17 protein-coding genes and 1 pseudogene are annotated in these 25,595 nt (G+C 71.9%); 9 read left to right on the plus strand and 9 right to left on the minus strand.

Annotated elements, in window-relative coordinates; translation table 11 throughout:
* The first annotated feature begins 88 nt into the window (after positions 1–88).
* Positions 89–871: a hypothetical protein gene (locus K3769_RS31995; RefSeq protein WP_267029736.1), complete on the plus strand. Its 783-nt coding sequence runs from the start codon at positions 89–91 to the stop codon at positions 869–871.
* A 146-nt stretch (positions 872–1,017) separates the two neighbouring features.
* Positions 1,018–1,737 carry a sigma-70 family RNA polymerase sigma factor gene (locus K3769_RS32000; RefSeq protein ID WP_372515181.1) on the plus strand — a complete coding sequence of 240 codons (720 nt, stop codon included), beginning with the start codon at positions 1,018–1,020 and terminating at the stop codon, positions 1,735–1,737.
* A gap of 106 nt (positions 1,738–1,843) precedes the next feature.
* Here K3769_RS32000 and K3769_RS32005 read toward each other — a convergent pair whose 3' ends face one another.
* Positions 1,844–3,277, minus strand: a complete 1,434-nt coding sequence (locus K3769_RS32005; RefSeq protein ID WP_267029737.1) for a COG1470 family protein — start codon at positions 3,275–3,277, stop codon at positions 1,844–1,846.
* A gap of 126 nt (positions 3,278–3,403) precedes the next feature.
* Positions 3,404–4,576, minus strand: coding sequence for a magnesium and cobalt transport protein CorA (locus K3769_RS32010; RefSeq protein ID WP_267029738.1), 1,173 nt, complete (start codon positions 4,574–4,576; stop codon positions 3,404–3,406).
* A 209-nt stretch (positions 4,577–4,785) separates the two neighbouring features.
* Between K3769_RS32010 and K3769_RS32015 the strand changes: the two genes are divergently transcribed.
* Positions 4,786–5,910: a winged helix DNA-binding domain-containing protein gene (locus K3769_RS32015; protein ID WP_267029739.1), complete on the plus strand. Its 1,125-nt coding sequence runs from the start codon at positions 4,786–4,788 to the stop codon at positions 5,908–5,910.
* A 198-nt stretch (positions 5,911–6,108) separates the two neighbouring features.
* On the opposite strand, the gene K3769_RS32020 is transcribed toward K3769_RS32015, so the two are convergent.
* The 3 genes from K3769_RS32020 to K3769_RS32030 form a co-directional block, all read right to left on the minus strand.
* On the minus strand, positions 6,109–6,900 hold the full coding sequence (locus tag K3769_RS32020) for a S1 family serine peptidase (RefSeq protein ID WP_267029740.1): 792 nt from the start codon (positions 6,898–6,900) through the stop codon (positions 6,109–6,111).
* A gap of 265 nt (positions 6,901–7,165) precedes the next feature.
* Complete coding sequence (locus K3769_RS32025; protein ID WP_267029741.1) at positions 7,166–10,036, minus strand: ATP-binding protein; 2,871 nt, start codon at positions 10,034–10,036, stop codon at positions 7,166–7,168.
* A gap of 154 nt (positions 10,037–10,190) precedes the next feature.
* Positions 10,191–11,042 carry a helix-turn-helix transcriptional regulator gene (locus tag K3769_RS32030; RefSeq protein WP_267029742.1) on the minus strand — a complete coding sequence of 284 codons (852 nt, stop codon included), beginning with the start codon at positions 11,040–11,042 and terminating at the stop codon, positions 10,191–10,193.
* Positions 11,043–11,155: 113 nt separating this feature from the next.
* Between K3769_RS32030 and K3769_RS32035 the strand changes: the two genes are divergently transcribed.
* The 3 genes from K3769_RS32035 (at position 11,156) to K3769_RS32045 (ending at position 18,230) form a co-directional block, all read left to right on the plus strand.
* Positions 11,156–12,907, plus strand: a complete 1,752-nt coding sequence (locus K3769_RS32035) for an AMP-binding protein (protein ID WP_267029743.1) — start codon at positions 11,156–11,158, stop codon at positions 12,905–12,907.
* The gene (locus K3769_RS32040) at positions 12,904–14,586 is read left to right on the plus strand and encodes an AMP-binding protein (protein ID WP_267029744.1); all 1,683 of its coding nucleotides are present in this window, start codon (positions 12,904–12,906) and stop codon (positions 14,584–14,586) included. Before K3769_RS32035 ends, K3769_RS32040 begins: the two co-directional genes overlap by 4 nt.
* Positions 14,587–15,107: 521 nt before the next feature.
* A complete protein-coding gene (locus K3769_RS32045) occupies positions 15,108–18,230 on the plus strand; it encodes an NACHT domain-containing protein (RefSeq protein WP_267029745.1) in 3,123 nt (1,040 codons plus the stop codon).
* 205 nt (positions 18,231–18,435) lie between these two features.
* On the opposite strand, the pseudogene K3769_RS32050 reads toward K3769_RS32045, so the two are convergent.
* Both K3769_RS32050 and K3769_RS32055 read right to left on the minus strand, forming a co-directional pair.
* Positions 18,436–18,780: pseudogene (locus K3769_RS32050) on the minus strand (GNAT family N-acetyltransferase); the annotation flags it as partial.
* A gap of 38 nt (positions 18,781–18,818) precedes the next feature.
* Entirely contained in the window at positions 18,819–19,451 is a 633-nt protein-coding gene (locus K3769_RS32055; protein ID WP_267031623.1) for a hypothetical protein, read from the minus strand.
* A gap of 929 nt (positions 19,452–20,380) precedes the next feature.
* Here K3769_RS32055 and gcl point away from each other — a divergent pair.
* Positions 20,381–22,165 (plus strand): glyoxylate carboligase, encoded by a 1,785-nt coding sequence (gene gcl / locus K3769_RS32065; RefSeq protein ID WP_267029746.1) that lies wholly within the window; start codon positions 20,381–20,383, stop codon positions 22,163–22,165.
* A 713-nt stretch (positions 22,166–22,878) separates the two neighbouring features.
* Here the strand turns inward: gcl and K3769_RS32070 are convergent.
* The gene (locus tag K3769_RS32070) at positions 22,879–23,793 is read right to left on the minus strand and encodes a 2-hydroxy-3-oxopropionate reductase (protein WP_267029747.1); all 915 of its coding nucleotides are present in this window, start codon (positions 23,791–23,793) and stop codon (positions 22,879–22,881) included.
* Between the two features lie 64 nt (positions 23,794–23,857).
* Positions 23,858–24,751 carry a TIM barrel protein gene (locus K3769_RS32075; protein ID WP_267029748.1) on the minus strand — a complete coding sequence of 298 codons (894 nt, stop codon included), beginning with the start codon at positions 24,749–24,751 and terminating at the stop codon, positions 23,858–23,860.
* A 211-nt stretch (positions 24,752–24,962) separates the two neighbouring features.
* On the opposite strand from K3769_RS32075, the gene K3769_RS32080 reads away from it, so the two are divergent.
* Positions 24,963–25,214, plus strand: coding sequence for a hypothetical protein (locus tag K3769_RS32080; RefSeq protein ID WP_267029749.1), 252 nt, complete (start codon positions 24,963–24,965; stop codon positions 25,212–25,214).
* 53 nt (positions 25,215–25,267) lie between these two features.
* Positions 25,268–25,579 (plus strand): helix-turn-helix domain-containing protein, encoded by a 312-nt coding sequence (locus K3769_RS32085; protein WP_282567249.1) that lies wholly within the window; start codon positions 25,268–25,270, stop codon positions 25,577–25,579.
* The last annotated feature ends 16 nt before the right edge of the window (positions 25,580–25,595 follow it).

The raw sequence follows: 25,595 nt of genomic DNA on the forward strand, positions 1-25,595 counted from the left end.
TCACGTGTCGCGTGTTGAGGGTGGGACGGGGGCAATTCCCGTACCTCACCACGACGCACGCGCGACGAATGCGAGGATGAGGCCCGTCATGACTGCTGGGTGGGGTGTTCGCACGGTACGGGCCGCGGTGTTCGCGGTCGTGTGCGTGCTGCTCGCCGCCCTCGGCCACGTGCTCATGTCCGGCGCCCCGGTGGCCTGGTGGACGATGGCCGCCGGGACCGTGGCGACGGGCGGCGCGGGCTGGTGCCTGGCCCGCCGGGAGCGCGGGCTCCCCCTGATCGTGTCGGTGGTGGTCGTCACCCAGGGCCTGCTCCACTGGTCGTTCTCGCTCGCGGGGTCGATGGCGGGACCGGTGGCCTCCGGCCGGGGGACGGGTACGGCGCACATGTCCTCCACGGACGCGATGGATGCCATGGATGCCATGGATGCCACAAACATGCCGGTCACGGACGTATCGGTCACAGACATGGGGTCCATGTCGTCGATGGGGCACATGGGCTCCGGGCACATGGCCGCGGAACACATGGGTGCCGGGCACATGGGTGCGGGCCACCTGGGCTCGGACGCCATGAGCCAGTCGGCGCACACCATGGACGGAACGTCCTCCCTCGGCATGCTCGCCGCCCACCTGCTCGCCGCGCTGCTGTGCGGTCTGTGGCTGGCGTACGGAGAGCGCGCCGCCTTCCGCATCCTCCGCGCGGTCGCCGGACGCCTGGCCGCCCCCCTGCGCCTGCTGCTCGCGCTGCCCACACCCCCGCACCGCCCGCGTCTTCGCGTCCGCCGCGGTTCCTCCGAGCGTTCGCCGCGACGCCTCCTTCTCGTCCACGCCGTCACTTCTCGGGGTCCGCCCGTGGGATCCGCTGCCAGTTGAGACAGCCGGATCCCCGAGGCGACGCGACGCGTGCCTCGGGCGTCGGCCGTACCTCCGTGCGGCCGTACCCCCACGCCGGACCGACGCGCGAGCACGCCATACGGACGCGCCACCGGTCCGGATCCCGGATGACCCGAGAAGGACACCTGGTGATCACTCCTGCCCTGCCCGTCCCACATGACGGAAGCAACGCAAGCAACACAAGCAACGAAAGCAACACAAGCAACGAAAGCAACGGAAGTAACGGGAGCAACAGAAGCGGCGGTGCCGGTGAGTCGGCGGCATCCGTCGACGCGTCCATAACGGCCTGGGCGCTGGCCGCCCGGGGTGGCGACCCGGACGCCGTCGAGCGTTTCGTACGGGCCCTGCACCGTGACGTCGTGCGCTACGTCGCGTACCTCTCCGCCGACCCGCAGGCCGCCGACGACCTGGCCCAGGACACGTTCCTGCGGGCGCTCGGCAGCCTCCACCGGTTCGAGGGCCGCTGCTCGGCCCGTACCTGGCTGCTGGCCATCGCGCGCCGCGCCGTGGTCGACAGCCTGAGGTACGCCGCGGCCCGGCCGCGCCTGTCCGACGTACCGGACTGGCGGCTGGCGGTCGAACGGGCCCAGCCGCGCGACCTGCCCGGCTTCGACGACGGGGTCGTGCTCCTCGATCTGCTGGCCGCGCTGCCGGACGAACGCCGAGAGGCGTTCGTGCTCACGCAGTTGATGGGGCTGCCCTACGCGGAGGCGGCCGTGCTCAGCGACTGCCCCGTGGGAACGGTCCGTTCCAGGGTGGCCCGCGCCCGGGCCACCCTCATGGAACTGCTCACCGAGCCCGACCCGCTCACCACCGGACCCACACCAGCGGCCCTGGCTGCTTGACGACGTCGAGTGACGTCGAGCGAAGTCGTACGAAATTGAACGAGACTGAACGAGGCTGACGGAAGGGAGCGCCGGCTACTGGTGCCGACGCCCCCTGCCGGATGGTTCACACCGTGAGCTTGATCGCTTCGAGCCAGAGGTCGTTGTTGTGGGTGCCGGCGTAGGTGAAGTCGAACCCGGACTTGGGGTCGTCACACTCCAGGCCGAGCCAGCCGTCGTTGTGGACGTGGGCGGTCTGGCACACGCTGCCGGCGCCGCCTCCGACGTTGACGGTCAGCCCCAGCATGTTCGGCGCGTCCTTCTTGGTGCTGCCGACGTAGTTGTCGATACCGTCGGCGGCTCCCGACCAGGGGTCGGGGAAGTGGCCCTCACCGTTGGTGGACCCGGGGTTGTGGACGAAGGCGTCACTGCTGGTGCCCTTGGTTCCGGACACGGCGATGTTGACGGCCTTGAGCGGCGTCTCCTTGCCCACGGTGCCGGCCGTCTCGCCGTCGCACACGGCCTCGGTCCAGCCCTGGCCGGACACGTAGGCCCGGTAGCAGATGTGCCGTCCGGTCGGGTCCTGCGCGGCGAGTTTCTGGACCGCGGTCGCCGCGGTCCGCTCCGGGGCCTTGGTCTCCTTGTCCCCGGAACCGCCACCGCCGGCTCCGGCCGCGCTGCCGTCCGCCTGCCGTGTCCCGGTCGCGGCCGGGGGCGGCGTGGGGACGTTCGACGGTGCCTTCGGCGCCTTGGGGCTCGCCGTGGGACTGGGCGGCAGGGTGCTGATGCCGGCTTCGTGCAGCTTCTCCGTGGCGGTGCTGCGGACGTTGGGCTTGTAGGCGATCCACAGCATGACGAAGGTGATCGCGAGTGCCATGAAGATGCCGAGGAAGGTGGCGAGCCAGCGCGGCAGGAAACTCCGCTGGACGTACGTGCCTTCGACACCGAGCGGATCCACCCCCGACCGCTGCACGGCCAACGTATAGGGCCGGGACTCCTTCGACCCGAACCAGATGACCTGCTTGGGCTTGAGCGTCGTCTTGACGAACGCCGCCCGCCCCGGCTCGATCTGCACATTCGACGGATGGATGTCGTACGACAACTGATCACCGTTGTCGCTGCCGCTCACCGACGCCGTCAGCTTCGTATTGCCGAGATTGTCCACGGCCAGCTTCGGACGCCCCCGAAAGCGCCCCTTCACGGTCGGCGGCACCAACTCCGCCCGCACCTCCGTGAACGGGGTGATGGCGAGATTCCCCTCCGGGACGGTGGTCGCCTCGGGGTGCTCGGTCGGCGTGATCCGCACCGCGTAGGGATTGGGACCCGCCGTCGCGTCAGGCGTACGCGGTGGCGCGAACGTCACGTCCACCGAACCCGTCGTACCCGGATACAGCCGCAGCGTCGGCGGTTCGACAACCGTCCAGGGCGCCAGGCCTCCGACTGTCTCGAAGCGGTATTCGTCGACGACGTCACCCGTGTTGCGAAGACGCAGCCGCACTGTCGTACTGCCACCCGGGTCCACGGTCGCGGAGGCGGGTTCCAGAGAAGTCCAAAGGCTCACTCCCGGACGCTAAACGCAACACGGGTACCAAGTCAGGAAGCGGCGGGGCACGTCAAGTGCCCCCACAGGCACACCCGCCTGCCCCCGCACCGGTGCCGGTCGCCTGGGCACGGACGAGGGCGAGGCTCAGAGCCAGTCCCGCCGCTTGAAGATGACGTACAAACTGGTGCATACGACTGCCATCAGGGCGACCGCGAAAGGGTATCCGAGTACCCAGTGCAACTCCGGCATGTGGGTGAAGTTCATGCCGTAGATCGTGCCGACCAGGGTCGGGGCGAAGAGGATCGCCGCCCAGGACGAGATCTTCTTGATCTCCTCGTTCTGTTCGAAGCCCGCCTCCGCCAACGCCCGCATTTCCGCGTTCTGTTGTTGTGTGACCAGGGTGGCGTTGACCGTGAGGATGTCCGTCAGGGCCTGGCGGAAGCCGTCCACGCGTTCGCTGGTGTGGGTGACGTGGTCGGCCACGTCGCGGAGGTACCGCTGGAGTTCGTCGTCGGTGCCGTACTTGGCGAAGCCCGCCATCAGGCCGTGCAGCATGCCGACCAGGGGGCGGGTAGCGCGCTGGAACTCGACCATCTCGCGGGAGAGTTCGTAGATGCGGCGCGAGACCCAGGGGTCGCCGCCGAAGACCTCGGTCTCGATCTCGTCGATGTCGTTCTGGACGCCGGAGACGACCGGTGCGTAACCGTCCACCACCGCGTCGAGGATGGCGTAGAGAACTGCCTCGGGGCCGAGGCTCAGGAGCTCCGGGCTCTCCTCCATGCGGCGGCGTACGGCGGAAAGGTCGGGGGCGGCGCCGTGCCGGACCGTGATGAGGAAGTCGGGGCCGAGGAACACGTGCAGTTCGCCGAAGTCGACCTCCTCGGACGCGTCGAGGTAGCGGGCCGCGCGCAGGACGACGAAGAGCGTCTCGCCGTACCGTTCCAGCTTCGGCCGCTGATGCGCCTCCATCGCGTCCTCGACGGCCAGCGGATGGAGGTCGAACTCGGCCGCCAGGGAGAGGATCTCGCTCTCCGTGGGGCGGGCCAGGCCGATCCACGCCATGCCGTCAGGCTGGTCGCGCAGCTCTCGGAAGGTGTCCGCGAGGGTGGCAGGGGTCGCGACCCGCACACCGTCGCGGTAGAGCGCCGCCTGTACGACGCTGCCGGGCTCCACGGCGTCCGTCTTCGCGTCGGCCGGGGCCGGGCCGGGTGCCGGAGGATCCGAGGGTGGCTCCGTCGTCGGGGCCGCCACGCGTCGCCACAGCGGCTTCCGGTTGCCCCTGGTGGCGGGTACGGGGCGGGCTCGGCGCTCCGGCATCGCGGCTGCCTCCGTGTCGTACGTGCCGCACGCTTGTCCGTGCGTCCGGCCTGTCGTCATCAGCTGCGTCTGCTGCGTCAGCTGCGTTGTCGGACGTTCTGTCGATCACGGGCAGGATATACGGGTCATCCGGCTGGAGTGGTTGCGTCCGATTGCGGACAGCGGGTGTCCGCAGGCCCGTGTCCGCGGGGCCCGGTAGCGTGCCGGGCATGACGAAGACCTCGACCGCTCCCGTGCTGAGCGTCCGCGAGCTGAACCGTGCGACTCTCGCCCGGCAGTCGCTCCTGCGCCGGGCCGGCCTGTCCGCGAAGGACGCGATCGAACACCTCGTCGGTCTCCAGGCGCAGAACGTGAAGCCTCCGTACTACGCGCTCGCCGCCCGCCTGGAGGGCTTCACCCCGCAGGAACTGTCGACGGCCATGGAGGCGCGGGAGGTCGTCCGCATCGTCACCCTGCGGTCCACCATCCACACCCACACGGCGGACGACTGCCTGACGCTTCGTCCGCTCGTACAGGCCGCCCGGGAACGGGAGTTGTACGGCTTCCGCAAGGGGCTCGCCGGAGTCGATCTCGACCGGCTAGCCGTGCTCGGCCGGGAGTTGGTCGAGGCCGAGCCGCGCACCATGAAGCAGCTGCGGGAGGCGTTGCACGCCGAGTGGCCCGACGCCGATCCGGCGGCCCTCGCGATCGCCGCCCGCTGCCGGCTGCCGCTCGTCCAGGTCACCCCGCGCGGACTGTGGGGCCGCAGCGGCCAGGTCGCGCTCACCACCGCCGAACACTGGCTAGGCAGGCCGTCCGAACCTGCCCCCGCGCCCGACGCCACCGTTCTGCGCTACCTCGCCGCTTTCGGGCCCGCCTCCGTCAAGGACATGCAGACCTGGGCCGGTCTGACCCGGCTGCGCGAGGTCTTCGAACGGCTGCGGCCGCAACTGGTCACCTTCGCCGACGCGCACGGTGTCGAGCTGTTCGACCTGCCGGACGCGCCCCGCCCGGACGCCGACACGCCGGCTCCCGCGCGTCTGCTGCCCGAGTTCGACAACCTGCTTCTCTCGCACGCCGACCGTTCCCGGGTGGTGTCCGCCGAGCACAAGGGTCGTACGTGGCGCGGCAATCAGGCCTACCCGACCCTGCTGGTCGACGGGTTCGTGGCAGGCGTGTGGCGGCTGGAGGAGACCGGCGGAGGGGACGTGCTCACCGTCGAGCCCTTCGGCACGCTCACGGACCGGCAGCGCGCCGAGGTGACGGACGAGGCGGGGCGGATGCTGGCTGCGCTGAGCGGGCCGAAGGGCTCGACGGCAGCCGACATCCGGTTCGGGACCGTCGTACGAGGCTGACGGCCGGGTGTCCACGAAGGCGCCGGGGCACATGGACGCACGAAGGCGCCGGGGCACATGGAAAGGGGACGCTGCGGGCCGCTCGTGGAGGCCCGCAACGCCCCCTGCCTCTACCTGAGTCACCTCAGGGAGTATTCGGGACGGATCCGTCGTCGATCGGGACGGATCCGTCCTCGATCGGGGTGGGTCCGTCGGCGACTAGGAGTTGACCTGCGCCGTCACCAGGCTGGAGAACGTCGTCAGGCGGGTGTAGACGCCCGGGTAGCCGGCGTCCGCGCAGCCGTAGCCCCACGAGGTGATACCGGCGAGCTTGCCGCCGATGACGAGCGGGCCGCCGCTGTCACCCTGGCAGGTGTCCACACCGCCGGAGGTGTAGCCCGCGCAGACCATGTCGGAGGAGATGTACGAGGAGCCGTACGCCGAGGAGCAGGTGGAGTTGGAGACGGTCGGGACCGTCGCCGTGCGCAGCTGGTTGGAGGAGGAGCCGCCCGAACTGGTGGTGCCCCAGCCGAGGATGCGGGCGGTGGTGTCGGCCGTGTACAGGCTGGTCTCGGAGGCGGAGACGTAGCTGATCGGCGTGTACGGCATCGACGTCGACAGGGTCAGGACGGCGACGTCGTCACCCTCCTCGGCGTCCGTGTAGCTCGGGTTGATCCATATCTTGCTGACCTGGGCGACGGTGCCGTTGGTGCCGTTGCGGTAGGTTCTGCCGCCGACCACGCGGATGCCGCTCGGGGTCTCGCCGACCATGCAGTGGGCGGCCGTGACGACCTTCGTGGGTGACACGAGGGTGCCGCCGCAGAACTGGCTTTGCGAGGCGGTGGTGATCTGCATGACGTACGGGTACGTGGCGGCCGTGGTCGTCGTGCCGCCGACGATGGGGGCGGGGGCGGCACTCGCGGTGGTCGCACCGAGAAGACAGGTGGTCGCGGCGGCGGCGACGGCCGCGGTGACGGCGGCGGCCTTCTTGGCAAGGGTGAGCCCGAACATGGATCTCCTCAGGAGTGCCGGTGGGGGGTGCACTGTGGGGTGGTGCGACGGCCTGCGGGGTGTGGTCCACGCTAGGAGGGGGGCGGGGGGCTTCCCAATGAGGGAACTCCCTCGTCCAGTAACCGAGGGATAACCCTCGGTCACGTCGACGCGGGCCCGGTTGCGCCGTTCCCCGCGCCCCCGAACGACAAACGATTGCGCCGTTCCCCGCGCCCCTGAACGGGGGCGCGGGGAACGGCGCAATCGTTTGATCCTGAACGCGAGTTCAATCCCCCCGGTGCCGCCCCGCCGCCAGACGCACGATGTCCACCCGCGAGCGGATACCCAGTTTTCGGTAGACGCGCGTCAACGTCGCCTCGACCGTCTTCACGCTGATGAACAGCCGCGCCGCGATCTCGCGATTCGTCGCGCCCTCCAGGACGAGCGCCGCGACCTGACGTTCCGTCGAGGCCAGCCGGTCGAGATGCGGCAGCACCGACTCGGGCGCCGTCGGAGCGGAGACGCCGGGGGAGACGGAGGCGGCGGGCGCCGAGTCGGCCGCGGCGACCGCGTCCAGTTGGCGCAGCCACGGCATCGCCCGGCAGCGCCGGAACAGCCGCGCCGCCTCGTCGTACGAGCCCCGCCCCGACCGCTCCGCGCGCAGCCGCGCCAGCGCGAACGCGGCCCGGGCCTCTTCGAGTCCGTAGCCGAGCTGCGCCAGCCGGTCCTGCGCCGACGTCAACTGCCGTTCCGCCGCCTCGTGTTGTCCGGTCGCGGCCTTCACCAGGGCCTCGGCACGGTCCAGTACGGCCAGTACGCTCGCCCGCCGCAGCCGTACCGCGTGCTCGCGCGTGGCCGTGATGACGTCCTGCGCCTCCGCCGGCTCGCCCACGAGGACCAGCGCCTCGGCGAGGTCGCCGTGCCAGCGGCCCCGCGCGGGATCGGAGATGCCGAGCCGCTGCTCCGACTCCCGCGCCCGGCGTAGGGAGCGGACCGTGCCGACCGCGTCCCCGGCCACCAACTGGGCGTGCCCGAGCGCGCCCAGGGCCCGCGAGAGATAGATCAGGTCGCCGTCGTCCTCGGCCCGCCGCACCGCGTCCCCGGCCAGCACCAGCGCCCGGTGCACATCACCGCCGGCGGCCTCGGCGAGCGAGGTGAACATGTTGCCCGCGGCCTCGCCGATCCCGGTGTCCCGGGCGAGCCGCAGACTCTCGTGCGCGAGGTCGAGCGCCCTGCCGCAGTGCCCGGCACGCAGTTCGGTCTCCGCGAGCCCGCGCAGGAAGTGCACCTCGCTCTCGACGATGCCGCGCCTGCGCACCTCGCCCAGCAGCCGGGTGATCGAGACCCGGGCGTCCGTGAGCTGGTCGCTCATGATCAGCCAGCGGAAACGGGTGGCACCGGCGCCGTTGTGGTCGACGGCGACCCGCAGGTCCTGCGGTTCCGCGAGGGCCTTCTCCAGGGTCGCCGGGGCCTCGGGGTGCCCCATCAGGGTCTCCATCTGGGCCTGGAAGGACAGGGCCAGCAACTCGGTGCTCCGGTCGCCCGCCGTGGCCGCCAGCCGCGCCGCGCGGGCGGCCTCCTCGCGGCCCTTGCCCATCGCGCCCTCCACGAGGAGTGCCCGCCAGGCCAGTTGGTAGCGGACCAGTGCCAGCAGCCGTGGATCCTCGCCCGCGTCCGCGAGCGCCTGCGGGAACACCGCCTCGACGTCGGCCATCGCCTGCCCGGCCGAGTCGATGACGACCATCCAGGCGCGTACCCGCACGGCCGGGTCCACCGCCCGTTCCAGGACGTCGCGGGCCACCTCGCGGGCCAGGTCGATCTCGCCGGAGGTCAGCGCGTCCTCGGCGGAGCGCAGCCGCCGTTCGTCGGCGCCGACCCTGCTGTCGGCGGGGGTGTGCCGGGCGGCGAGCAGCCCGAGCTGGGCCGCCACCGAGGGCGCGCCGCGGTCCCGGGCCAGGGCGGCAGCCTCGGAGAGCCGTTCGGCGACCTGCTCGTCGGTGCCCGTGGTGGCCAGCGCGAGATGCCGGGCCCGCTCGATCGGCTCGGAGGCGGCCGTGGACAGGGCGGCATGGGCGGCCCGCCGTTCCTGGGGCGTCGCCTGGGCGTACAGCGCGGCCGAGACGAGGGGGTGCGCGAAACGCACGGCGCCCTCCTGGCCGTCCGGGCCGTGGCCGTCAGGACCCTGGGCCGCCACCAGTCCGAGGGAGGCGGCCAGGGCGATCTCCGCCTCCGCGTCCGCACGGCCCGCGGACTCCAGCAGCGACTGGGTGGGGCGAGCTCCGGCGCTCGCCACCAGCAGCGTCTGCCGGGCCTCGGCTGACAGCAGCTCCAGCCGGCTGAGCACGAGCGCGCGCAGCGAGGTCGGCACGGGCAGCGGCTCACCGGGCCGTGGCGGTGTCGGGCTCTCGGCCAGGGCGCGCCCCAGCTCCAGCGCGAAGAGCGGGTTGCCGCCGCTGGTGTGGTGGATGTCCCGCAGGGTCGAACGGCGCAGACCGGTGTACCCGCGGGCGGTCAGCAGCTCGGAGACCTGCGGCCGGGACAGCGGGGACAGCCGCAGGGCAAGCGTCTCCGGGGGATACGCGCGTAGATACGGGTCGTGCTCCTGCTCCTTCGGTTCCGTTCCGGTACGCACCGCGCCGAGCATCCGTACCGGCATACCGCCGAGGCGCCGGGCGGCGAACGCGAGCAGTTCGGCGCTGGGCGCGTCCAGCCACTGCAGATCGTCGGCGACGAGGAGGACGGGCCCCTTGGCCGCCAGCGCGCGCAGCACCGACAGGACGGCGAGCCGCAGCGCCAGGCCGTCCTGGTGCAGAGACGATTCCGCGCGCCCGGTGAGAGCCGCTTCGAGCGCGGCCTGCTGCGGGGCGGGCAGCGTGTCCGCGACCTCGTCGGCGACCAGGCCGAGCAGATCGACCAGCGCCAGGAACGGGAGATGAGATTCGGACTCCGTGGCGGAGCAGCGCAACACAGTCCGGGCCGATTCGGCGTATTCCGCAGTGATTGCCCGCAGGACGGTCGACTTTCCTATTCCGGGCGGACCGTGCAGGAGGAGGCTGCCTCCTCCGGAGAGCTGGCCGCGTGCTCGTCCGAGCAGCTCCTCCCGCCCGATGACCTGGTCGGAACGGGGTCTGACAGGCTCCTCGACATCCCGTCGCACGCGCACCGCTCCCCTCAAGTCGTGTCCGGAACAATATTATGCAAAGAGCCCTTGAATTTCGGGGGGTTCGACCGTGAGGGAAATAACAGAGATTCGGTATACGGGATTTCATGCCACCCGCACATGTATGAAACACGCGGAGAGGTACGGACCTTCACGGCAGCAGCCCCGCCCGCCGCGCTGCCACCACGGCCTCCAGCCGCGTATGGGCCCCGAGCTTGCGCATCGCCGACCGCAGATACGCCTTCACCGTCTCCGCGCGCAGCCCGAGCCGCTCGCCGGCCCCCGCGTTGGTCATGCCGACGGCCACACAGCTGAGAACGTCCAGCTCACGCGGGGTGAGCCGGACCCGCACCCCCGGCTGCGCCGACCCGGCCGTCCGCGCGGGTCCCGGCGAGGCCGCGAGCCTCCCGCAGACCGAGAGCAGTTCGGCCCGCAGCGCCGGGTCCATGACGCGCGGGGCCAGCGCGCGCAGCGCACCGTGCGCCTCCCGGAGCCGCTCCCAGGCCATACCTTCCGCCCCCTGAGCCCCCGCCGCCGTCAGCAGGCCGTACGCCTCGTCCCGTACGGCCAGTGACTGCTCCACGTCCCGGGCCGCCGCCACCGCCGCGGCCAGCGTGCGGTCGCCCAGGGGCTGGGCCGAGCGCAGGGCGCCGTACAGGACACCGCGCACCCGGCGGCGTACGACGACGGGCACCGCGAGGACGGAGCGCAGTCCCTCCGCGGCGACCGCGACGTCGTACTCGTGGCTGATCCGCCGGGACGAGGAGTAGTCCGTCACGGCGCACGGCCGGGCGAGAGCGACCGCCTTGCCGCCCAGACCGTTGCCCGAGGACACCGCGAGCGCGCTCAGAGCGGCCGTCGTGGTGCCGTTCAGCTCGCTGATACGGACCTGCGCGCGACCCGGTTCGACCAGCCCGCCGAAGACGACGGCGAGCCCCGTCTCCCGCCGCAGCCGCAGCAGCGCGCCGCGCAGCTCCACCGCATCGGCGCCGCCAGTTGCCACGTACTCGTCCCTTCGCCGTCACGCACCCCCCGTCCGGGGGTGGTGGGACCCGCATCACGGATTACACGATGGGGGAGAGCCGCCCGGCAATGGTCCGGGACCGAGGAGGACAGATGACGACGCCGCCGACGACGCCGGCCCAGCCCACGCCCACGCCCACGGAGAGCTTCCGCGCGGCCCGGGACTTCCTGCTGGCGCACCGCGAGGACTACACGGGAGCCTACGAGGGCTTCTCCTGGCCCCGCCCGGAGTACTTCAACTGGGCACTCGACTGGTTCGACGTCATCGCGGCCGGCAACTACCGGACCGCGCTGCACATCGTCGAGGAGGACGGCTGCGAGACCGAGCTGTCCTTCGCCGAGCTGTCCATGCGCTCCGACCGGGTCGCGGTCTGGCTGCGCGAGCTGGGGGTCCGCGCCGGTGACCGCATCCTGGTCATGCTCGGCAACCAGGCCGAGCTGTGGGAGACCGCGCTGGCCGCGATGAAACTGCGTGCCGTGGTCATCCCCGCCACCCCGCTGCTGGGCCCGGCCGACCTGCGCGACCGCGTCGAACGGGGCCGGGTCCGGCACGTCATCGTGCGCGCCGAGGACACGGCGAAGTTCGAGGAGGTGCCCGGGGACTACACACGTATCGCCGTCGGAACGGTCGACAGTGGTGGCGAGGGCAAGGGCGTGGGCGGTGGCGGAGGGGGACGCGCGGGCTGGCACGCCTACGAGGAGGTCCACGGCCGCGGCTTCGAGCCCTTCACGCCGGACGCTCCGACCCGGGCGGACGACCCGCTGATGCTCTACTTCACCTCGGGCACCACCGCCCGCCCCAAACTCGTCGAGCACACCCATGTCTCGTACCCCGTCGGCCACCTCGCGACCATGTACTGGATCGGTCTCAAGCCCGGTGACGTGCATCTGAACATCGCCTCGCCCGGCTGGGCCAAGCACGCCTGGTCGAACCTCTTCGCCCCCTGGAACGCGGAGGCGACCGTCTTCATCCACCACTACACGCGCTTCGACGCGGGCCGGCTGATGGCGGAGATCGAGCGGGTCGGCGTGACGACGTTCTGCGCGCCGCCCACCGTGTGGCGCATGCTCATCCAGGCCGACCTGAGCCGGCTGCGTACGCCGCCGCGCGAGGTCGTCGCCGCCGGCGAACCGCTCAACCCCGAGGTCATCGAGCAGGTGCGCAGGGCCTGGGGCGTCACGATCAGGGACGGTTTCGGGCAGACCGAGACGGCCGTCCAGGTGTCCAACAGCCCCGGTCAACCGCTGAAGACGGGGTCGATGGGCCGACCGAGCCCCGGCTACCGCGTCGAACTCCTCGACCCGGTGACGGGCGCCCCGGGCGCGGCCGAGGGCGAGATCGCGCTCGACCTGTCCGCGCGCCCCGTGGGCGTGATGACCGGCTACCACGGCGACCCCGACCGCACGGCCGAGGCGATGGCGGACGGCTACTACCGCACCGGGGACATCGGCTCGCGCGACGCCGACGGCTACGTCACCTACGTGGGCCGCAGCGACGACGTGTTCAAGGCCAGCGACTACAAGATCAGTCCCTTCGAGCTGGAGAGCGCACTCCTGGAGCACGAGGCCGTCGCGGAGGCCGCCGTCGTGCCGGCGCCGGACGCACTGCGGCTCGCGGTCCCGAAGGCGTACATCGTGCCGGCCGAGGGCTGGGAGCCGGGTCCGGACACCGCGAAGGTGCTCTTCGAGCACTCGCGCACGGTCCTCGCCCCGTACAAGCGCATCCGCAGGCTGGAGTTCGGCGAGCTGCCCAAGACCGTGTCCGGGAAGATCCGGCGCATCGAGCTGCGCGAGGCCACGGCGGCGGGGTCCGACGCCGAGTACCGCGAGGAGGACTTCCGATGACGGACCCGGTGACGGACCCGGTGACCGAACCGGTGACCGAGCAGACGGGCACAGGGCTACAGACGCGCACACAGCTTTCGTACGCGCACGGGGTGAGCGGCACCGGCCTGCTCGGGGACACGATCGGGGTCAGCCTCGACCGGGCGGTGCGCCGTTGGCCGGACCGCGAGGTGCTCGTCGACCTGCCCTCGGGGCGGCGCTGGACGTACGCCCGCTTCGCCGCGGACGTCGACCGGCTGGCGTGCGCGCTGCTCGCGAGCGGCGTCGCCAAGGGCGACCGGGTGGGCATCTGGGCGGTCAACTGCCCCGAGTGGGTGCTCGTCCAGTACGCCACCGCGCGCATCGGCGCGGTCATGGTGAACATCAACCCGGCGTACCGCACCCACGAGGTCGAGTACGTCCTCAAGCAGGCGGGCGTCTCGCTGCTGTTCGCCTCCCTCAGCCACCGGACGAGCGACTACCGGGCGATGGTCAGCCAAGTGCGCGGCGCCTGCCCGGAGTTGCGGGAGGCCGTGTACGTCGGGGACCCGACCTGGGACGCGCTGCTGGACCGCGCCACACCGGAGCTGAGCGCACAACTTCCTTCGCTGGCACGTGAGTTGTCCTGTGACGACCCCATCAACATCCAGTACACGTCGGGCACGACCGGGTTCCCCAAGGGGGCCACCCTCTCCCACCACAACATCCTCAACAACGGCTACTTCGTGGGCGAGGCGATCGCCTGCACCGAGCGGGACCGTATCTGCGTACCGGTGCCGTTCTACCACTGCTTCGGCATGGTCATGGGCAATCTGGCAGCCACTTCGCACGGCGCCTGCATCGTGATCCCGGCGCCCTCCTTCGAGCCCGCGGCGACGCTCCGGGCGGTGCAGCAGGAGCGCTGCACCGCGCTGTACGGCGTACCGACGATGTTCATCGCGGAGCTGAACCTCCCGGACTTCGCGGAGTACGACCTCTCCTCCCTGCGGACCGGGATCATGGCGGGTTCGCCCTGCCCGGTCGAGGTGATGAAGCGGGTGGTCTCCGAGATGCACATGGCGGAGGTGTCCATCTGCTACGGCATGACCGAGACCTCGCCCGTGTCCCTCCAGACGCGCCGGGACGACGACCTGGAGCACCGCACCGGCACGGTCGGGCGCGTCCTGCCGCACATCGAGGTCAAGGTGGTCGACCCGGCGACGGGGGTGACCCTGCCGCGCGGCTCCGCGGGCGAGCTGTGCACGCGGGGCTACAGCGTGATGCTCGGCTACTGGGACGAGCCGGAGAGGACCGCCGAGGCCGTCGACGCGGGGCGGTGGATGCACACCGGGGACCTGGCGGTGATGCTCGACGACGGATACGTGCAGATCGTCGGCCGGATCAAGGACATGATCATCCGGGGCGGCGAGAACATCTACCCGCGTGAGATCGAGGAGTTCCTGTACGGGCACCCGAAGATCGCCGACGTGCAGGTGGTCGGCGTGGCGCACGAGCGGTACGGCGAGGAGGTGCTGGCCTGCGTCATCCCGCGCGACCCCGAGGACCCGCCGACGCTCGACGAACTGCGCTCCTTCTGCGAGGACCGCCTGGCCCACTACAAGACACCCACCCGCCTGCGCGTCATGGAGTCGTTCCCGATGACGGTATCGGGCAAGGTACGCAAGATCGAACTCCGCCAACAACCCCACCAGGACCACTGACCCCAGCCCCGATAGGGGCGCGGGGAACGGCGCGGGCACCCATGACGTACCCGCACGTTTCCAGGCCCGGTCGAGCCCCACTCCCCAAGGGGCGCGGGGAACGGCGCGGGCACCCAAGACGTACCCGCACGTTCCCGGTCCCGGTTCAGCCCCATCCCCTAAGGGGCGCGGGGAACGGCGCGGGCAACCAAGACATGCCTGCACGTTTCCAGGCCCGGTCGAGCTCCACTCCCCAAGGGGCGCGGGGAACGGCGCAATCACCCCAAGCGACGCGCATCCGCAAGGGCCCATGCCCACCGCCTATGCCCCTGACCCCTGCACCGAGCAGCGCAGCGCACTCCCACCCGCCCCCCGAACACCCCCACGCGCTCACTCACACGTGTCTCGAACAGCCGGTTTGCTGACGCGATGAGGACTAGAACGGGTCCTTTCGGCAGTCACACGACCGAACAGGTTCGACGGGTTCGACGGGTTCGGCGGGGCTGACGAGTCCAACGGGGTTCGACGGGGGAGCGGTGGGGATGCGAGTCCGATTGCACAGCGCGCACGCGCGCAGACGCATGTGGTTCGCCGTATGCGCGGTGGCACTCGCGGCGCTGGCCGCGATCCTGCGCTTCTGGTGGCAGGACTCCGCCACCGCCGGCGTCCTGCTGACGGCGCTCGGCGCCTTCATGTCGGTCGCGGCGCTGATGGCCGACGTCCTGCGCGGCGACACCACCGCGCGCCCGGACGGCGCCGGGCCGCACCGGCGCCGCGCCGTCGAGGAACTCGCCGAGGCCGTACGGGAACAGTGGGCCGCCGAGGCACGGCTGCGACGCCTCCAGGACCCGGCGCCGCTGGAGGTGGACTGGACCCTCGCGGACCGCCGCCTGGCCGACCATCCGTACAACATCCCACCCGGCGCCGCGCTGCCCCGCCCCCGCGCGGGCGGCGACGCCCGGGGCCCCGCGGACCCGGCCACCGCGGACCCGGCCACCGCGGACCCGGTGATCGCGGACCCGGCCACCGCGGGCCCCGCCCCCGCCTCCGCCCCGCCGGGCCCCCGCGTCGTGGTCCTGGGCGAGCCAGGCTCGGGCAAGAGCGTGCTGGCCATGCGGTACGTCCTCGACCGGCTCGCGGCCCGCCGGGAGGGCGGACCGGTCCCGGTGATCCTCCCGCTCGCCTCCTGGGACCCCCTGCGCACACCGCTGCGCGACTGGCTCGCGGCCCGGCTCGCCGCCGACTACCGGCCGCTGGCCGCCCAGGCGGACGACCGGCGCACCCTGGCCCGCGTCCTGGTCGACACGGGCCTGGTGGCACCGGTCCTCGACGGCTTCGACGAACTGCCCCGCCCCGCCCGCGCGACGGCCGTACGCCGGATCAACGCCGAACTCGACCCGGGCGCGCCCCTGCTGCTGACCAGCCGCGGCGACGCCTGGGCCGCCGCGGTGGACGAGGGCGACGTACTCACCGGCGCCGAGGTGGTGGAGCTGCGGCCCCTGGACCTCGTACGGGCCGGGACGCATCTGGAGCGTTCGGCGCGGCCGTTGCGGGCGACGGCGGACGGCGTCCCCCACACCGTGTGGACCCCGGTGCTGCGGAAACTGGCGGAACGCCCCGACCTGCCGCTCGCCAAGGCGCTCACCACACCCCTGATGGTCGCCCTGGCCCGCACGGTCTACGGCGACACCTCCCGCGACCCCGCCCCGCTGCTCGACGCACGGCGCTTCCCCACGGTGGCGGCGGTGGAGGAGCACCTCCTGGAGGCGTTCGTACCCGCGGCGTTCGCGGACGCCGGGCCGAGAGCCGCCGCCGAGGCCACCCGGCGGCTCACCGTGCTGGCCCGGGGGCTGCACCGCCGTGGCACGGGCCGGCTGGCCTGGTGGGAGCTGGAGTCGCTGGCGCCACGGACCCTCGCGCTGTACGCGCCGGGCCTGCTGGCCCTCGCCGTACTGTCCTTACTCCTGGTGCCGGTGACCCTGGCCCGCGCGGCCGACGATCTGGTCGGTCTGGAGGACGTGCTGTCCCTGGTCGCCGTGCTCGTCGGCCAGACCCTGGGGTTCGCGTTCGGGGTCCGCTACCTGCTGCCGTCCGGACGACGGGGCCGAGGGGGGCGAGGGGGACGAGGGGAGCCGCGGGGACGCGGGGAGACGGACGGCCCGGACCGGCGGTTCCGGCGACGGCAGGCGCTCATCACCACCGGGGTGAGCGCGCTGGTGTGGGCGGGCTACGCGTACTTCGACGATCTGCGCTTCGGGTTCCGCTTCGGCGGGGTCACCGACGGCTGGATGCCGGATCTGCTCGCCGGATTCCTGTTCTCGCAGTTGTTCACACTGTTCCTCGGCATCGCGGGACTGACCCGCCGCCCGACCCCGCTCGGACTGCCCTGGAGCGGGGTCATGAGCAGGGTGGCGGCCCGGCTGGGCGGGGCCGCGCTGGCGGCGGCCGGAACGGTCACGGCGGGCGTGGCCCTGCTGGGCCGGGAAGGCAACCCGTGGACCGTGCTGCTCGGCACCACCTGCGCGGTGGCGGGCACCGCCCTCATGGCGAGCGGAACGAGCCGGGGCGGCCAGGAGGGGGCGCACACCCCGCGTGCGGGACGGATCGTCCGCCGGTTCGTGACGGGCACGGTCCGGGGAACCGCCGCGGCGATGCTGATCGGGATCGCCTCCTGCACCGCGGGAGGGTTCGCGGCGGTGGGCGTGACCGCGCTCAAGTCCCGTACGGCGGCGGATCTGAGGGACCGGGAGATCGACGGCTGGTCCTTCTCCGAGCGGGCCGGCGTGCGCAGCGCCGCCACGGAACGGACCCTGCGGGGCGGTCTGCTGCTGCCGGGGGACGGCGCGCGTCCGGTGGCCTACGCCGGAGCGGCCCGGCCGCCGAACTGCACGATGCCCCTGCTGCCCCGGCGCCGGTGCGTGGACTTCGTGTCCCGGCGGACGGTCTTCGAGTCGCGGGACGGTGACGTTGTCGCGCGCATCACCTCGGGTGCCGGTCCCCGTACGACGGCCGTCCATCCGACGAACCTGCGGTCGGTCCTGCCGGACAAGGGCCGGGACTGGCTGACCCAGGGGCCGGCGACGGGCGTACTGGTCCGGGATCTGCCGCCGGTGCTCGTCGCGGGCCTGCTGGTCGGTGTGGTGGGCGGCTGCGTGTGCGGGGTCTACCGGGCGCTCAGCGTGCCGTCGGACCTGATGCGCGCGGCGAGCCCCGGTCTCTCTCTGCGCACCGACCGGACCGCGTCCCTGACCCGGGGCGGGATGGTGGCCCTGCTCGTGGCCTGTGTCTGCGTGCCCGTCGTGGCGACGCCCGGCGACTGGGGCGGCCTGGTGCATCTGGGTACGCAACTGTGGTTGCCGCTGGGCACGGCGGCGCTGGCGTTGAGCGCCTGGGGACGCTTCCTCGTCGCGCGCAGCTGGCTGGCGGTGACCGGTCAACTGCCTTGGCGGCTCATGGCGTTCCTGGACGAGGCGCACCAACGGGGTGTGCTGCGCCAGTCGGGGGCGGGCTTCGAGTTCCGCCATCTCCGGCTCCAGGCGCAACTGGCCGCCGGGCCGACGGCGGGGGTGGTGGCGGCCCGGTCCCCGGGATCCAGGGGAGTGCCGGACGTGCCCGACGCCCCGGACATGGACGAGGGCTTCGACGTCCACCACCGCACGCCCTAGGTGCGTCAGGTGTGTCACGTGCGTCAGGCGCGCCGGCCGGGCTGCTCCATCGGCAGGTACATGCACACCCGGGCCGGCGGTCGAGGCCCTGCTCGGCCTCCCCGGCGCGGACTCTGCGCAGTCCCGGGGTGAGGTCGGCCTCCGGCAGGACGCGGAAGCCGAGCCGCTCGTAGTAGGGCGCGTTCCAGGGGACCTCGGAGAAGGTGGTGAGCGTGAGTCGGGTCAGGCCCTGCTCCAGCGCGCGCTCGGCGGCGTAGGCGATCAGGGTCCGGCCCACGCCCTGGTGCGCGGCGTCCGGGTGGACGGAGACCTGCTCGATGTGGAAGGCGCCGTCCAGGGGCTCACCGACCAGGTACGCGACGAGGCGGCCCGTGGTGTCCTCGGCGACCCAGGCGTGGCCCGCCTTGCGGAATCGCTCCAGGACGTCGAGCGCGGGCGGTTCGTCGTCGGCGATCTCCGGCATGCCGAAGATGCGGAACGGCTCGCCCGCGGCCCGTTCGATGTCCTGGAGCAGCGGGAGGTCGGCGGAGGTGGCCGCTCTGACGGTCATGGGGCCAAGTATGCGACCGCTGCGCGCAGTTGGAGCGTTCACGCGCCGGTCGCGACGAGATCGTCGGCGAGGCTGTTCGCGGGCTGGGGGGTGCCGGTGAGGTCCAGTACGAACAGGGGTACGCCCAGTGAGTCGGCGCGGGCGCGGGCGTCGTTCTCGTAACCGGCCAGCGAGAAGTAGACGCAGCGGGAGGACTCCGTCATCGCCGTCAGCCACAGGCACTCCACGTCCCGCCGGGAGGCGGGGCGGACGGTCGGGTCCACCTGGGCGACGATTCCGCGGGCCGCGAGCCCGATGCCGGAGGGGGGTCGCTGGTCGGCCCGCCGGATGTCCCGGTAGCCGAGCCAGCGCAGATACAGCGCGGCGGCGGTCACCGCGTCCCGCGCGGTACGGATGGTCACCGGCTGGAAGGCGGGGCGTGGGGTGGGTTCGGCGCGGGGGAGGGGCAGCGAGACGGCAGCGGGAAGCCGCCGCCCCGCGGCCCCCTCGGAGGCCGCGCCCCGCCCGATCCCCGGCCGCCCCGAACCGTCGGCCCCAGCCGAACCGTCCGGCCTGCCGGAGGCGTCCGCCTCGTCCGGCCCGCCTCGTCCGTCCGCCCCGCGCGGCCTGTCTGAGCGGCCCGAGCTGTCTGGACCACCCGGACGGGCCGGTCCGCCCGAGCCGTCCGGCATGGGTGGACCGTCCGGCCGCGCCGCGCCGCGCGGTCCGGTGAGGTCGTCTGTGCCGGAGGCGGGTGCGTCGGGGGCGGCGCCCGGACGCGCGCCGGTTGCATCGGCCTCTGTCCCGCCATGCCCTGTCTCGCCGCGCGTGGTCTCAGCGCGTCCGTGTGTGTCGAGGCCGGACGCGTCGACGCCAGCGGCTTCGAGGTCGGCGGCCTCCGGGCCGGACACGGCGACGCCTGGCTCATCGGACCCGGACGAACCGGACTCGCGGGGACCGGAGTCGGGTGGGCCGGACCCGGGCGAACCGGACGCCGACCCGGACTCCGTTGGGCCAGACCCGAGCAGGCCGGAGTCAGGCGAGCCGGAGCCGAGCGGGCCGGACCCGAGCGGGCCGGACGCGGGGCGGGTGGTGTCGGGCCCCGTTACCGGGACTCGGAGTACCGTGCCGCACGGGCAGCCCAGTTCCGGGCGGGGCCACTGGTCCGCGCGCCCGCAGGTTGCGCAGGGGATCGTCACCCAGCCCTCGTCCCACGTGTGGTGCGTGACGGACTCGGGCACCGCCCCCGAGTCCAGCACGGGAGTGACCGGCGCGCCGCACGCGCACGGATACGTCGGCGCCGCATAGACATGCTCGCGCCGACAGGCCGGACACGTCACCGGCACGCTCTCGGCCATGACTCACTCCAGAACACGTGACACCGAACCGCGGAAGAGCTGAACCTCCATCGTCCTCCGGAACGCCGCCCTCCGGCAGCGAATCGATCGGACGACCCACGTTTCGCCGCGCGCGCGACCCCGCCTCGCGCCCCTTGACGCCCTCCCCCCTCCCACCTACATTGCTTCCAGATAGTAGAATTTAGTTTCCATAATGCGGAATTTGAAGCTTCCCGCGGGGCGCGACGGGAGCCCGAATCCGACAGCCGAAGCAGGAGTACGCAATGGCTCGTATGACCGCTGCCCGCGCGGCAGTCGAAATCCTCAAGCGCGAGGGCGTCACCAACGCGTTCGGTGTCCCGGGCGCGGCGATCAACCCCTTCTACGCGGCGCTCAAGGCCTCCGGCGGCATCGGCCACACCCTGGCCCGCCATGTCGAGGGCGCCGCCCACATGGCGGAGGGCTACACCCGTACCGCGCCAGGCAACATCGGCGTCTGCGTCGGGACGTCGGGACCCGCCGGCACCGACATGATCACCGGTCTGTACTCCGCGACCGGCGACTCCATCCCGATCCTGTGCGTCACGGGACAGGCCCCGACCGCCGTGATCCACAAAGAGGACTTCCAGGCCGTCGACATCGCCTCGATCGCCAAGCCCGTCGCCAAGATGGCGGTCACCGTGCTGGAGGCCGCCCAGGTCCCGGGCGTCTTCCAGCAGGCCTTCCACCTGATGCGCTCGGCCCGCCCCGGCCCCGTCCTCATCGACCTGCCCATCGACGTCCAGCTCACCGAGATCGAGTTCGACCCGGAGACGTACGAACCGCTGCCGGTCTACAAGCCCGCCGCGACCCGTGCCCAGGTCGAGAAGGCGCTCGCGCTCCTGAACGCGTCCGAACGGCCGCTGATCGTCGCGGGCGGCGGCATCATCAACGCCGACGCCTGCGAACTGCTCGTGGAGTTCGCAGAGTTGACCGGCATCCCGGTCGTCCCCACGCTCATGGGCTGGGGCATCCTCCCCGACGACCACGAGCTGAACGCCGGCATGGTCGGCCTGCAGACCTCGCACCGCTACGGCAACGCGACCTTCCTGGAGTCCGACTTCGTCCTCGGCATCGGCAACCGCTGGGCCAACCGCCACACCGGCAAACTGGACGTCTACACCGCCGGCCGGAAGTTCGTGCACGTCGACATCGAGCCCACCCAGATCGGCAAGATCTTCGCCCCGGACTTCGGCATCGCGTCCGACGCGAAGGCCGCCCTGGAGCTGTTCGTGGCGGTGGCAGGGGAGTTGAAGGCCGAGGGCGGGCTGCCGGACCGGTCCGCGTGGGCCCGGGCCGCCCAGGAGAAGAAGGCGTCACTCCAGCGGCGTACGCACTTCGACGACGTCCCCATCAAACCGCAGCGCGTCTACGAGGAGATGAACAAGGCCTTCGGCCCGGAGACGCGGTACGTCACCACCATCGGCCTCTCCCAGATCGCGGGCGCGCAGATGCTGCACGTCTACCGGCCCCGGCACTGGATCAACTGCGGTCAGGCCGGCCCCCTCGGCTGGACCGTCCCGGCCGCGCTCGGCGTCGCCAAGGCCGATCCCGGGGCGCAGGTGGTCGCGCTCTCCGGGGACTACGACTTCCAGTTCATGATCGAGGAACTGGCCGTCGGCGCCCAGCACCGCATCCCGTACGTCCATGTGCTGGTGAACAACGCCTACCTGGGCCTCATCCGGCAGGCCCAGCGCGGCTTCGACATCGACTTCCAGGTCAACCTCGAGTTTGAGAACATCAACTCTCCCGAGCTGGGCGTGTACGGGGTCGACCACGTCAAGGTCGTCGAAGGGCTCGGCTGCAATGCGATCCGGGTGACCGACCCGGGCGAGCTGGGCGCCGCCTTCGAGCAGGCGAAGAAGCTGGCCGCGGAGTTCCAGGTGCCGGTGGTCGTCGAGGCGATCCTGGAGCGTGTCACCAACATCTCGATGTCCACGACCAACGACATCGGCAACGTCGTGGAGTTCGAGGAGATCGCGACCGAGCCGGGTCACGCGCCCACGTCCATCAGGCCCCTGAAGGTCTGACCCGCCCCTCCAGAAGGTCTGACCCGCCTCGACCACCTCGACCCCGACACCCGCACCGACAAGCCGAGGGCCCCGTCCTGATGACTCAGGACGGGGCCCTCGTGCCGTACTCGGTCCCGGCCGCCCCCGCGGTGACCCGAACCGAACCCGGCACCCCCGTGCTTTCCCCCGTACTCCACCTTGCACGGGGGCCCGCCGCCCCCGTGCCGGCGGGCCCCATGTGCTGAGGATGTGCCCAACGCGGCGGTGAGTTGAAGCCTCAGGGGCCATGTTCAGAGGTTGATTTGAGGGTTCCGTAGCGGGCGTACGCTCACCGGCGTACGTCCACCGGCGTACGTCCATCCGCGTACGGACAGCGAAGAGCGCCGAGTACGGGACTCTCCGTACTCGGCGCTCGCGCTCTTCGGTTCTCGGCCGGGACCGCGGCGGTGCGACGGTTCCGAAGGCTCCCTCCCCTCATGTCGAGAAGGGGGCTTCGGGACCTTCACCACCGCACTGGCGTGCACACCGCCGCGGCCCTCGCCCGGCCCGCTCGTTCCGTGGACTACCCCTCATCCGGGTCCACGGTCCTCGCGGGCGGTGCGCCCGTGACATGACCTCCCGTCAGGCCTCGGGCGCGGCTTGTGAGTCGGTGGTACCGGGCGGCGCCGCCGCTTGGGCGCGACAGGACAGGTGTCAGCGCCGGCGCCGCCCGGGTCTGTGGGGGCGGGCGGTCAGACCCGCGCGCCGGAGAGGCGCTCGACCGCGCGCAGCAGCGCGGAGTGGTCCAGGCCGCCGTCGCCCTGGGCGCGCAGGGACGCGACGAGTTGGGCGACCACGGCGCCGACGGGCAGCGCGGCACCGACGTTGCGGGCGGCGTCCGTGACGATGCCCATGTCCTTGTGGTGCAGGTCGATCCGGAAGCCCGGCTCGAAGTCGCGGTTCAGGAAGTTGTCCTTCTTGCGGGTCAGCACGGTCGAGCCGGCGAGGCCGCCGTTCAGCACATCCAGGGCCGCCTCCAGGTCGACGCCGGACTTCTCGAGGAAGACCACGGCCTCGGCGCACGCCTGGATGTTCACGGCGACGATCAGCTGGTTCGCGGCCTTCACGGTCTGGCCGGAGCCGTGCGGACCGCACAGCACGATGGTCCTGCCGAGCGCTTCGAAGATCGGCTCGGCCCGGTCGAAGTCGGCCCGGTCGCCGCCGACCATGATGGACAGCACGGCCTCGACCGCGCCGGCCTCGCCGCCGGACACCGGGGCGTCCAGGACCCGGATGCCCTTGGCCTTGGCCGCCTCGGCCAGGTCCACGGAGGTCTGCGGGGTGATGGAGGACATGTCGATCAGGAGGGCGCCGGACCGGGCGTGCGCGAGGATGCCGTCGGGCCCGTACGCGATGGCCTCGACCTGCGGGGAGGCGGGCACCATCGTGATCACGACGTCGGCGTCCCGTACGGCCTCGGCTATCGAACCGGCCGCGGTGCCGCCCGCGGCGGTCAGCCGGTCCAGCTTGTCCTGCTCCAGGGTGAACCCGGTGACGTCGTAACCGGCCTTGATCAGGTTCTCCGACATGGGGGAGCCCATGATGCCGAGGCCGATCCAGGCGATCGCCGGACGGGACGCGTGGGAACTGTCGGCAGGGTTGCTCATGGTGAGGATGCCTCTCTGCATGCTGTGTTACGTCAATGGCCCTGCTGTGTACGGAAGTTGCCGCTCAGTCAGTGACGCGGTCGGCGCGGTCGATGTGGGCGGCGCGGGCGGCGCGGGCCTCGTGCGGCAGCCAGTCGAAGGAGTCGGCGCTCGGCCGGTCACCCGGCTTGTACTCCAGCCCGACCCAGCCCTCGTACCCCTGCTTGCGCAGCAGGCCGAGCAGCTCCGCCAGCGGGAGCGAGCCGGTGCCGGGCGCGCCACGGCCCGGGTTGTCGGCGATCTGGACGTGGCCGGTCCTGGCGGCGTACCGCTCGATCACCGACGGCAGGTCCTCGCCGTTCATGGACAGGTGGTAGAGGTCCATGAGGAAGCGGGCGTTGCCGAGTCCCGTCGCCTCGTTGACCCGGTCGACGACGGCGATCCCGGCCTCGGCGCTCACCAGCGGATAGAGCGGCGACTCCGGCTTGTTGAGCGTCTCGATCAGCAGCACCGCGCCGACGCGGTCGGCCGCGCGGGCCGCCAGTACGAGGTTCTCCAGGGCGAGTTCGTCCTGCTCGGCCGGGTCCACGCCCTCGACGCGGTTGCCGTACAGCGCGTTGAGAGCCGTGCAGCCCAGCGAGTGCGCGAAGTCCGCGGCCACGTCGATGTTCGCGCGGAACCGCTCGGACTCGGGGCCTGGAAGTGAGAGCGCGCCGCGGTCCGGGCCCGGCAGCTGTCCGGCGTAGAAGTTGAGGCCCGTCAGCTGTACGTCCGCGTCCTCGATCGCCTTCTTCAGGGCGTCGAGCTCCGCGCGCGGCGGGGTGGGGGTGTCGGTCCAGGGCCACCAGAGCTCGACCGCGGTGAAACCCGCCGCGGCGGCTGCCGCGGGGCGCTCCAGGAGCGGCAGCTCGGTGAAGAGGATCGACAGGTTGACGTTGAAGCGCTGCTCTGCGGCCGCATCCGTCGAGAAACCGGGCATATGGGTCGGCGCTCCCTTCCGTGACGAGTAGGTCCGTGTGGCCGGGCTCGTATGATTAGTTCCGCATTATGGAAGATTTTTTCTGCTTGATGGAAATGCTGCCGTCGCGGGACGACCTTGTCAAGGGGGGCGGGTGGGCTAGGGTCGCCTTCTGGTCGGCCGGGCCTGGGCCGTCGCAGACACGGACCGAACGCGATGCCATGGGGGCACAGTGCGATTGCGAGTGGAGTTCACCACCGAACCCTTCGACCTCGACGAGGCGCCGCCGCACGCGCTGGTCGCCCGTGAGGTCATCGAGGCGGCCGAACTGGACTCGGTCGACGTCGGCCCCTTCGGCAACACCGCCGAGGGCGGGGCGGATCCGGTGCTCACCGCGGTCGACGCGCTGCTGCGCAAAGCCCTGGACGCGGGCGCCACCCGGGTGACGCTGCAGCTCAACGTGATCGGGGAGGAGGGCAGGTGACCCGGTCCGCGGACGATCCCTTCGTGTCGGCCGTCAAGCCGCTGGTCGACGCCATGGGTGCCGAGATGCTCCCCGCCGACGAGGCCGGACCCGACGACGTGGTGCTCTCCTGGGAGGGCGTGGAGGTCGTGGCCGTCCGCCTGCCGCAGCTCGCCGACTCGCTGGACCACATCCTGGCCGCCCTGGAACGCAAGCGCGGCAAGCCCCTCGCCGAGCTGGACCGCAAGGCCAAGCAGGAGGTCGTGCGGACCCTTGAGGCGCGCGGAGCCTTCTCCGTACGGCACGGCGTGGAGACGGTGGCGGGTGCGCTGGGCGTCTCGCGGTTCACCGTCTACAACTACCTGAACCGCGAGAAGGACGTCTGAGCGCGGCAGTGCGTCA

Origin of the sequence: Streptomyces ortus, from assembly GCF_026341275.1 — a bacterium.
Taxonomy (GTDB): domain Bacteria; phylum Actinomycetota; class Actinomycetes; order Streptomycetales; family Streptomycetaceae; genus Streptomyces; species Streptomyces ortus.

Coding starts and splice junctions, on each gene's coding strand:
- gcl (WP_267029746.1), top strand. CDS start 20,381: ATGGCTCGTATGACCGCTGCCCGCGCGGCAGTCGAAATCCTCAAGCGC.
- K3769_RS31995 (WP_267029736.1), top strand. CDS start 89: ATGACTGCTGGGTGGGGTGTTCGCACGGTACGGGCCGCGGTGTTCGCG.
- K3769_RS32035 (WP_267029743.1), top strand. CDS start 11,156: ATGACGACGCCGCCGACGACGCCGGCCCAGCCCACGCCCACGCCCACG.
- K3769_RS32040 (WP_267029744.1), top strand. CDS start 12,904: ATGACGGACCCGGTGACGGACCCGGTGACCGAACCGGTGACCGAGCAG.
- K3769_RS32085 (WP_282567249.1), top strand. CDS start 25,268: ATGGGTGCCGAGATGCTCCCCGCCGACGAGGCCGGACCCGACGACGTG.
- K3769_RS32055 (WP_267031623.1), bottom strand. CDS start 19,451: ATGCCGGACGGCTCGGGCGGACCGGCCCGTCCGGGTGGTCCAGACAGC.
- K3769_RS32020 (WP_267029740.1), bottom strand. CDS start 6,900: ATGTTCGGGCTCACCCTTGCCAAGAAGGCCGCCGCCGTCACCGCGGCC.
- K3769_RS32070 (WP_267029747.1), bottom strand. CDS start 23,793: ATGAGCAACCCTGCCGACAGTTCCCACGCGTCCCGTCCGGCGATCGCC.
- K3769_RS32010 (WP_267029738.1), bottom strand. CDS start 4,576: ATGCCGGAGCGCCGAGCCCGCCCCGTACCCGCCACCAGGGGCAACCGG.
- K3769_RS32015 (WP_267029739.1), top strand. CDS start 4,786: ATGACGAAGACCTCGACCGCTCCCGTGCTGAGCGTCCGCGAGCTGAAC.
- K3769_RS32045 (WP_267029745.1), top strand. CDS start 15,108: ATGCGAGTCCGATTGCACAGCGCGCACGCGCGCAGACGCATGTGGTTC.
- K3769_RS32075 (WP_267029748.1), bottom strand. CDS start 24,751: ATGCCCGGTTTCTCGACGGATGCGGCCGCAGAGCAGCGCTTCAACGTC.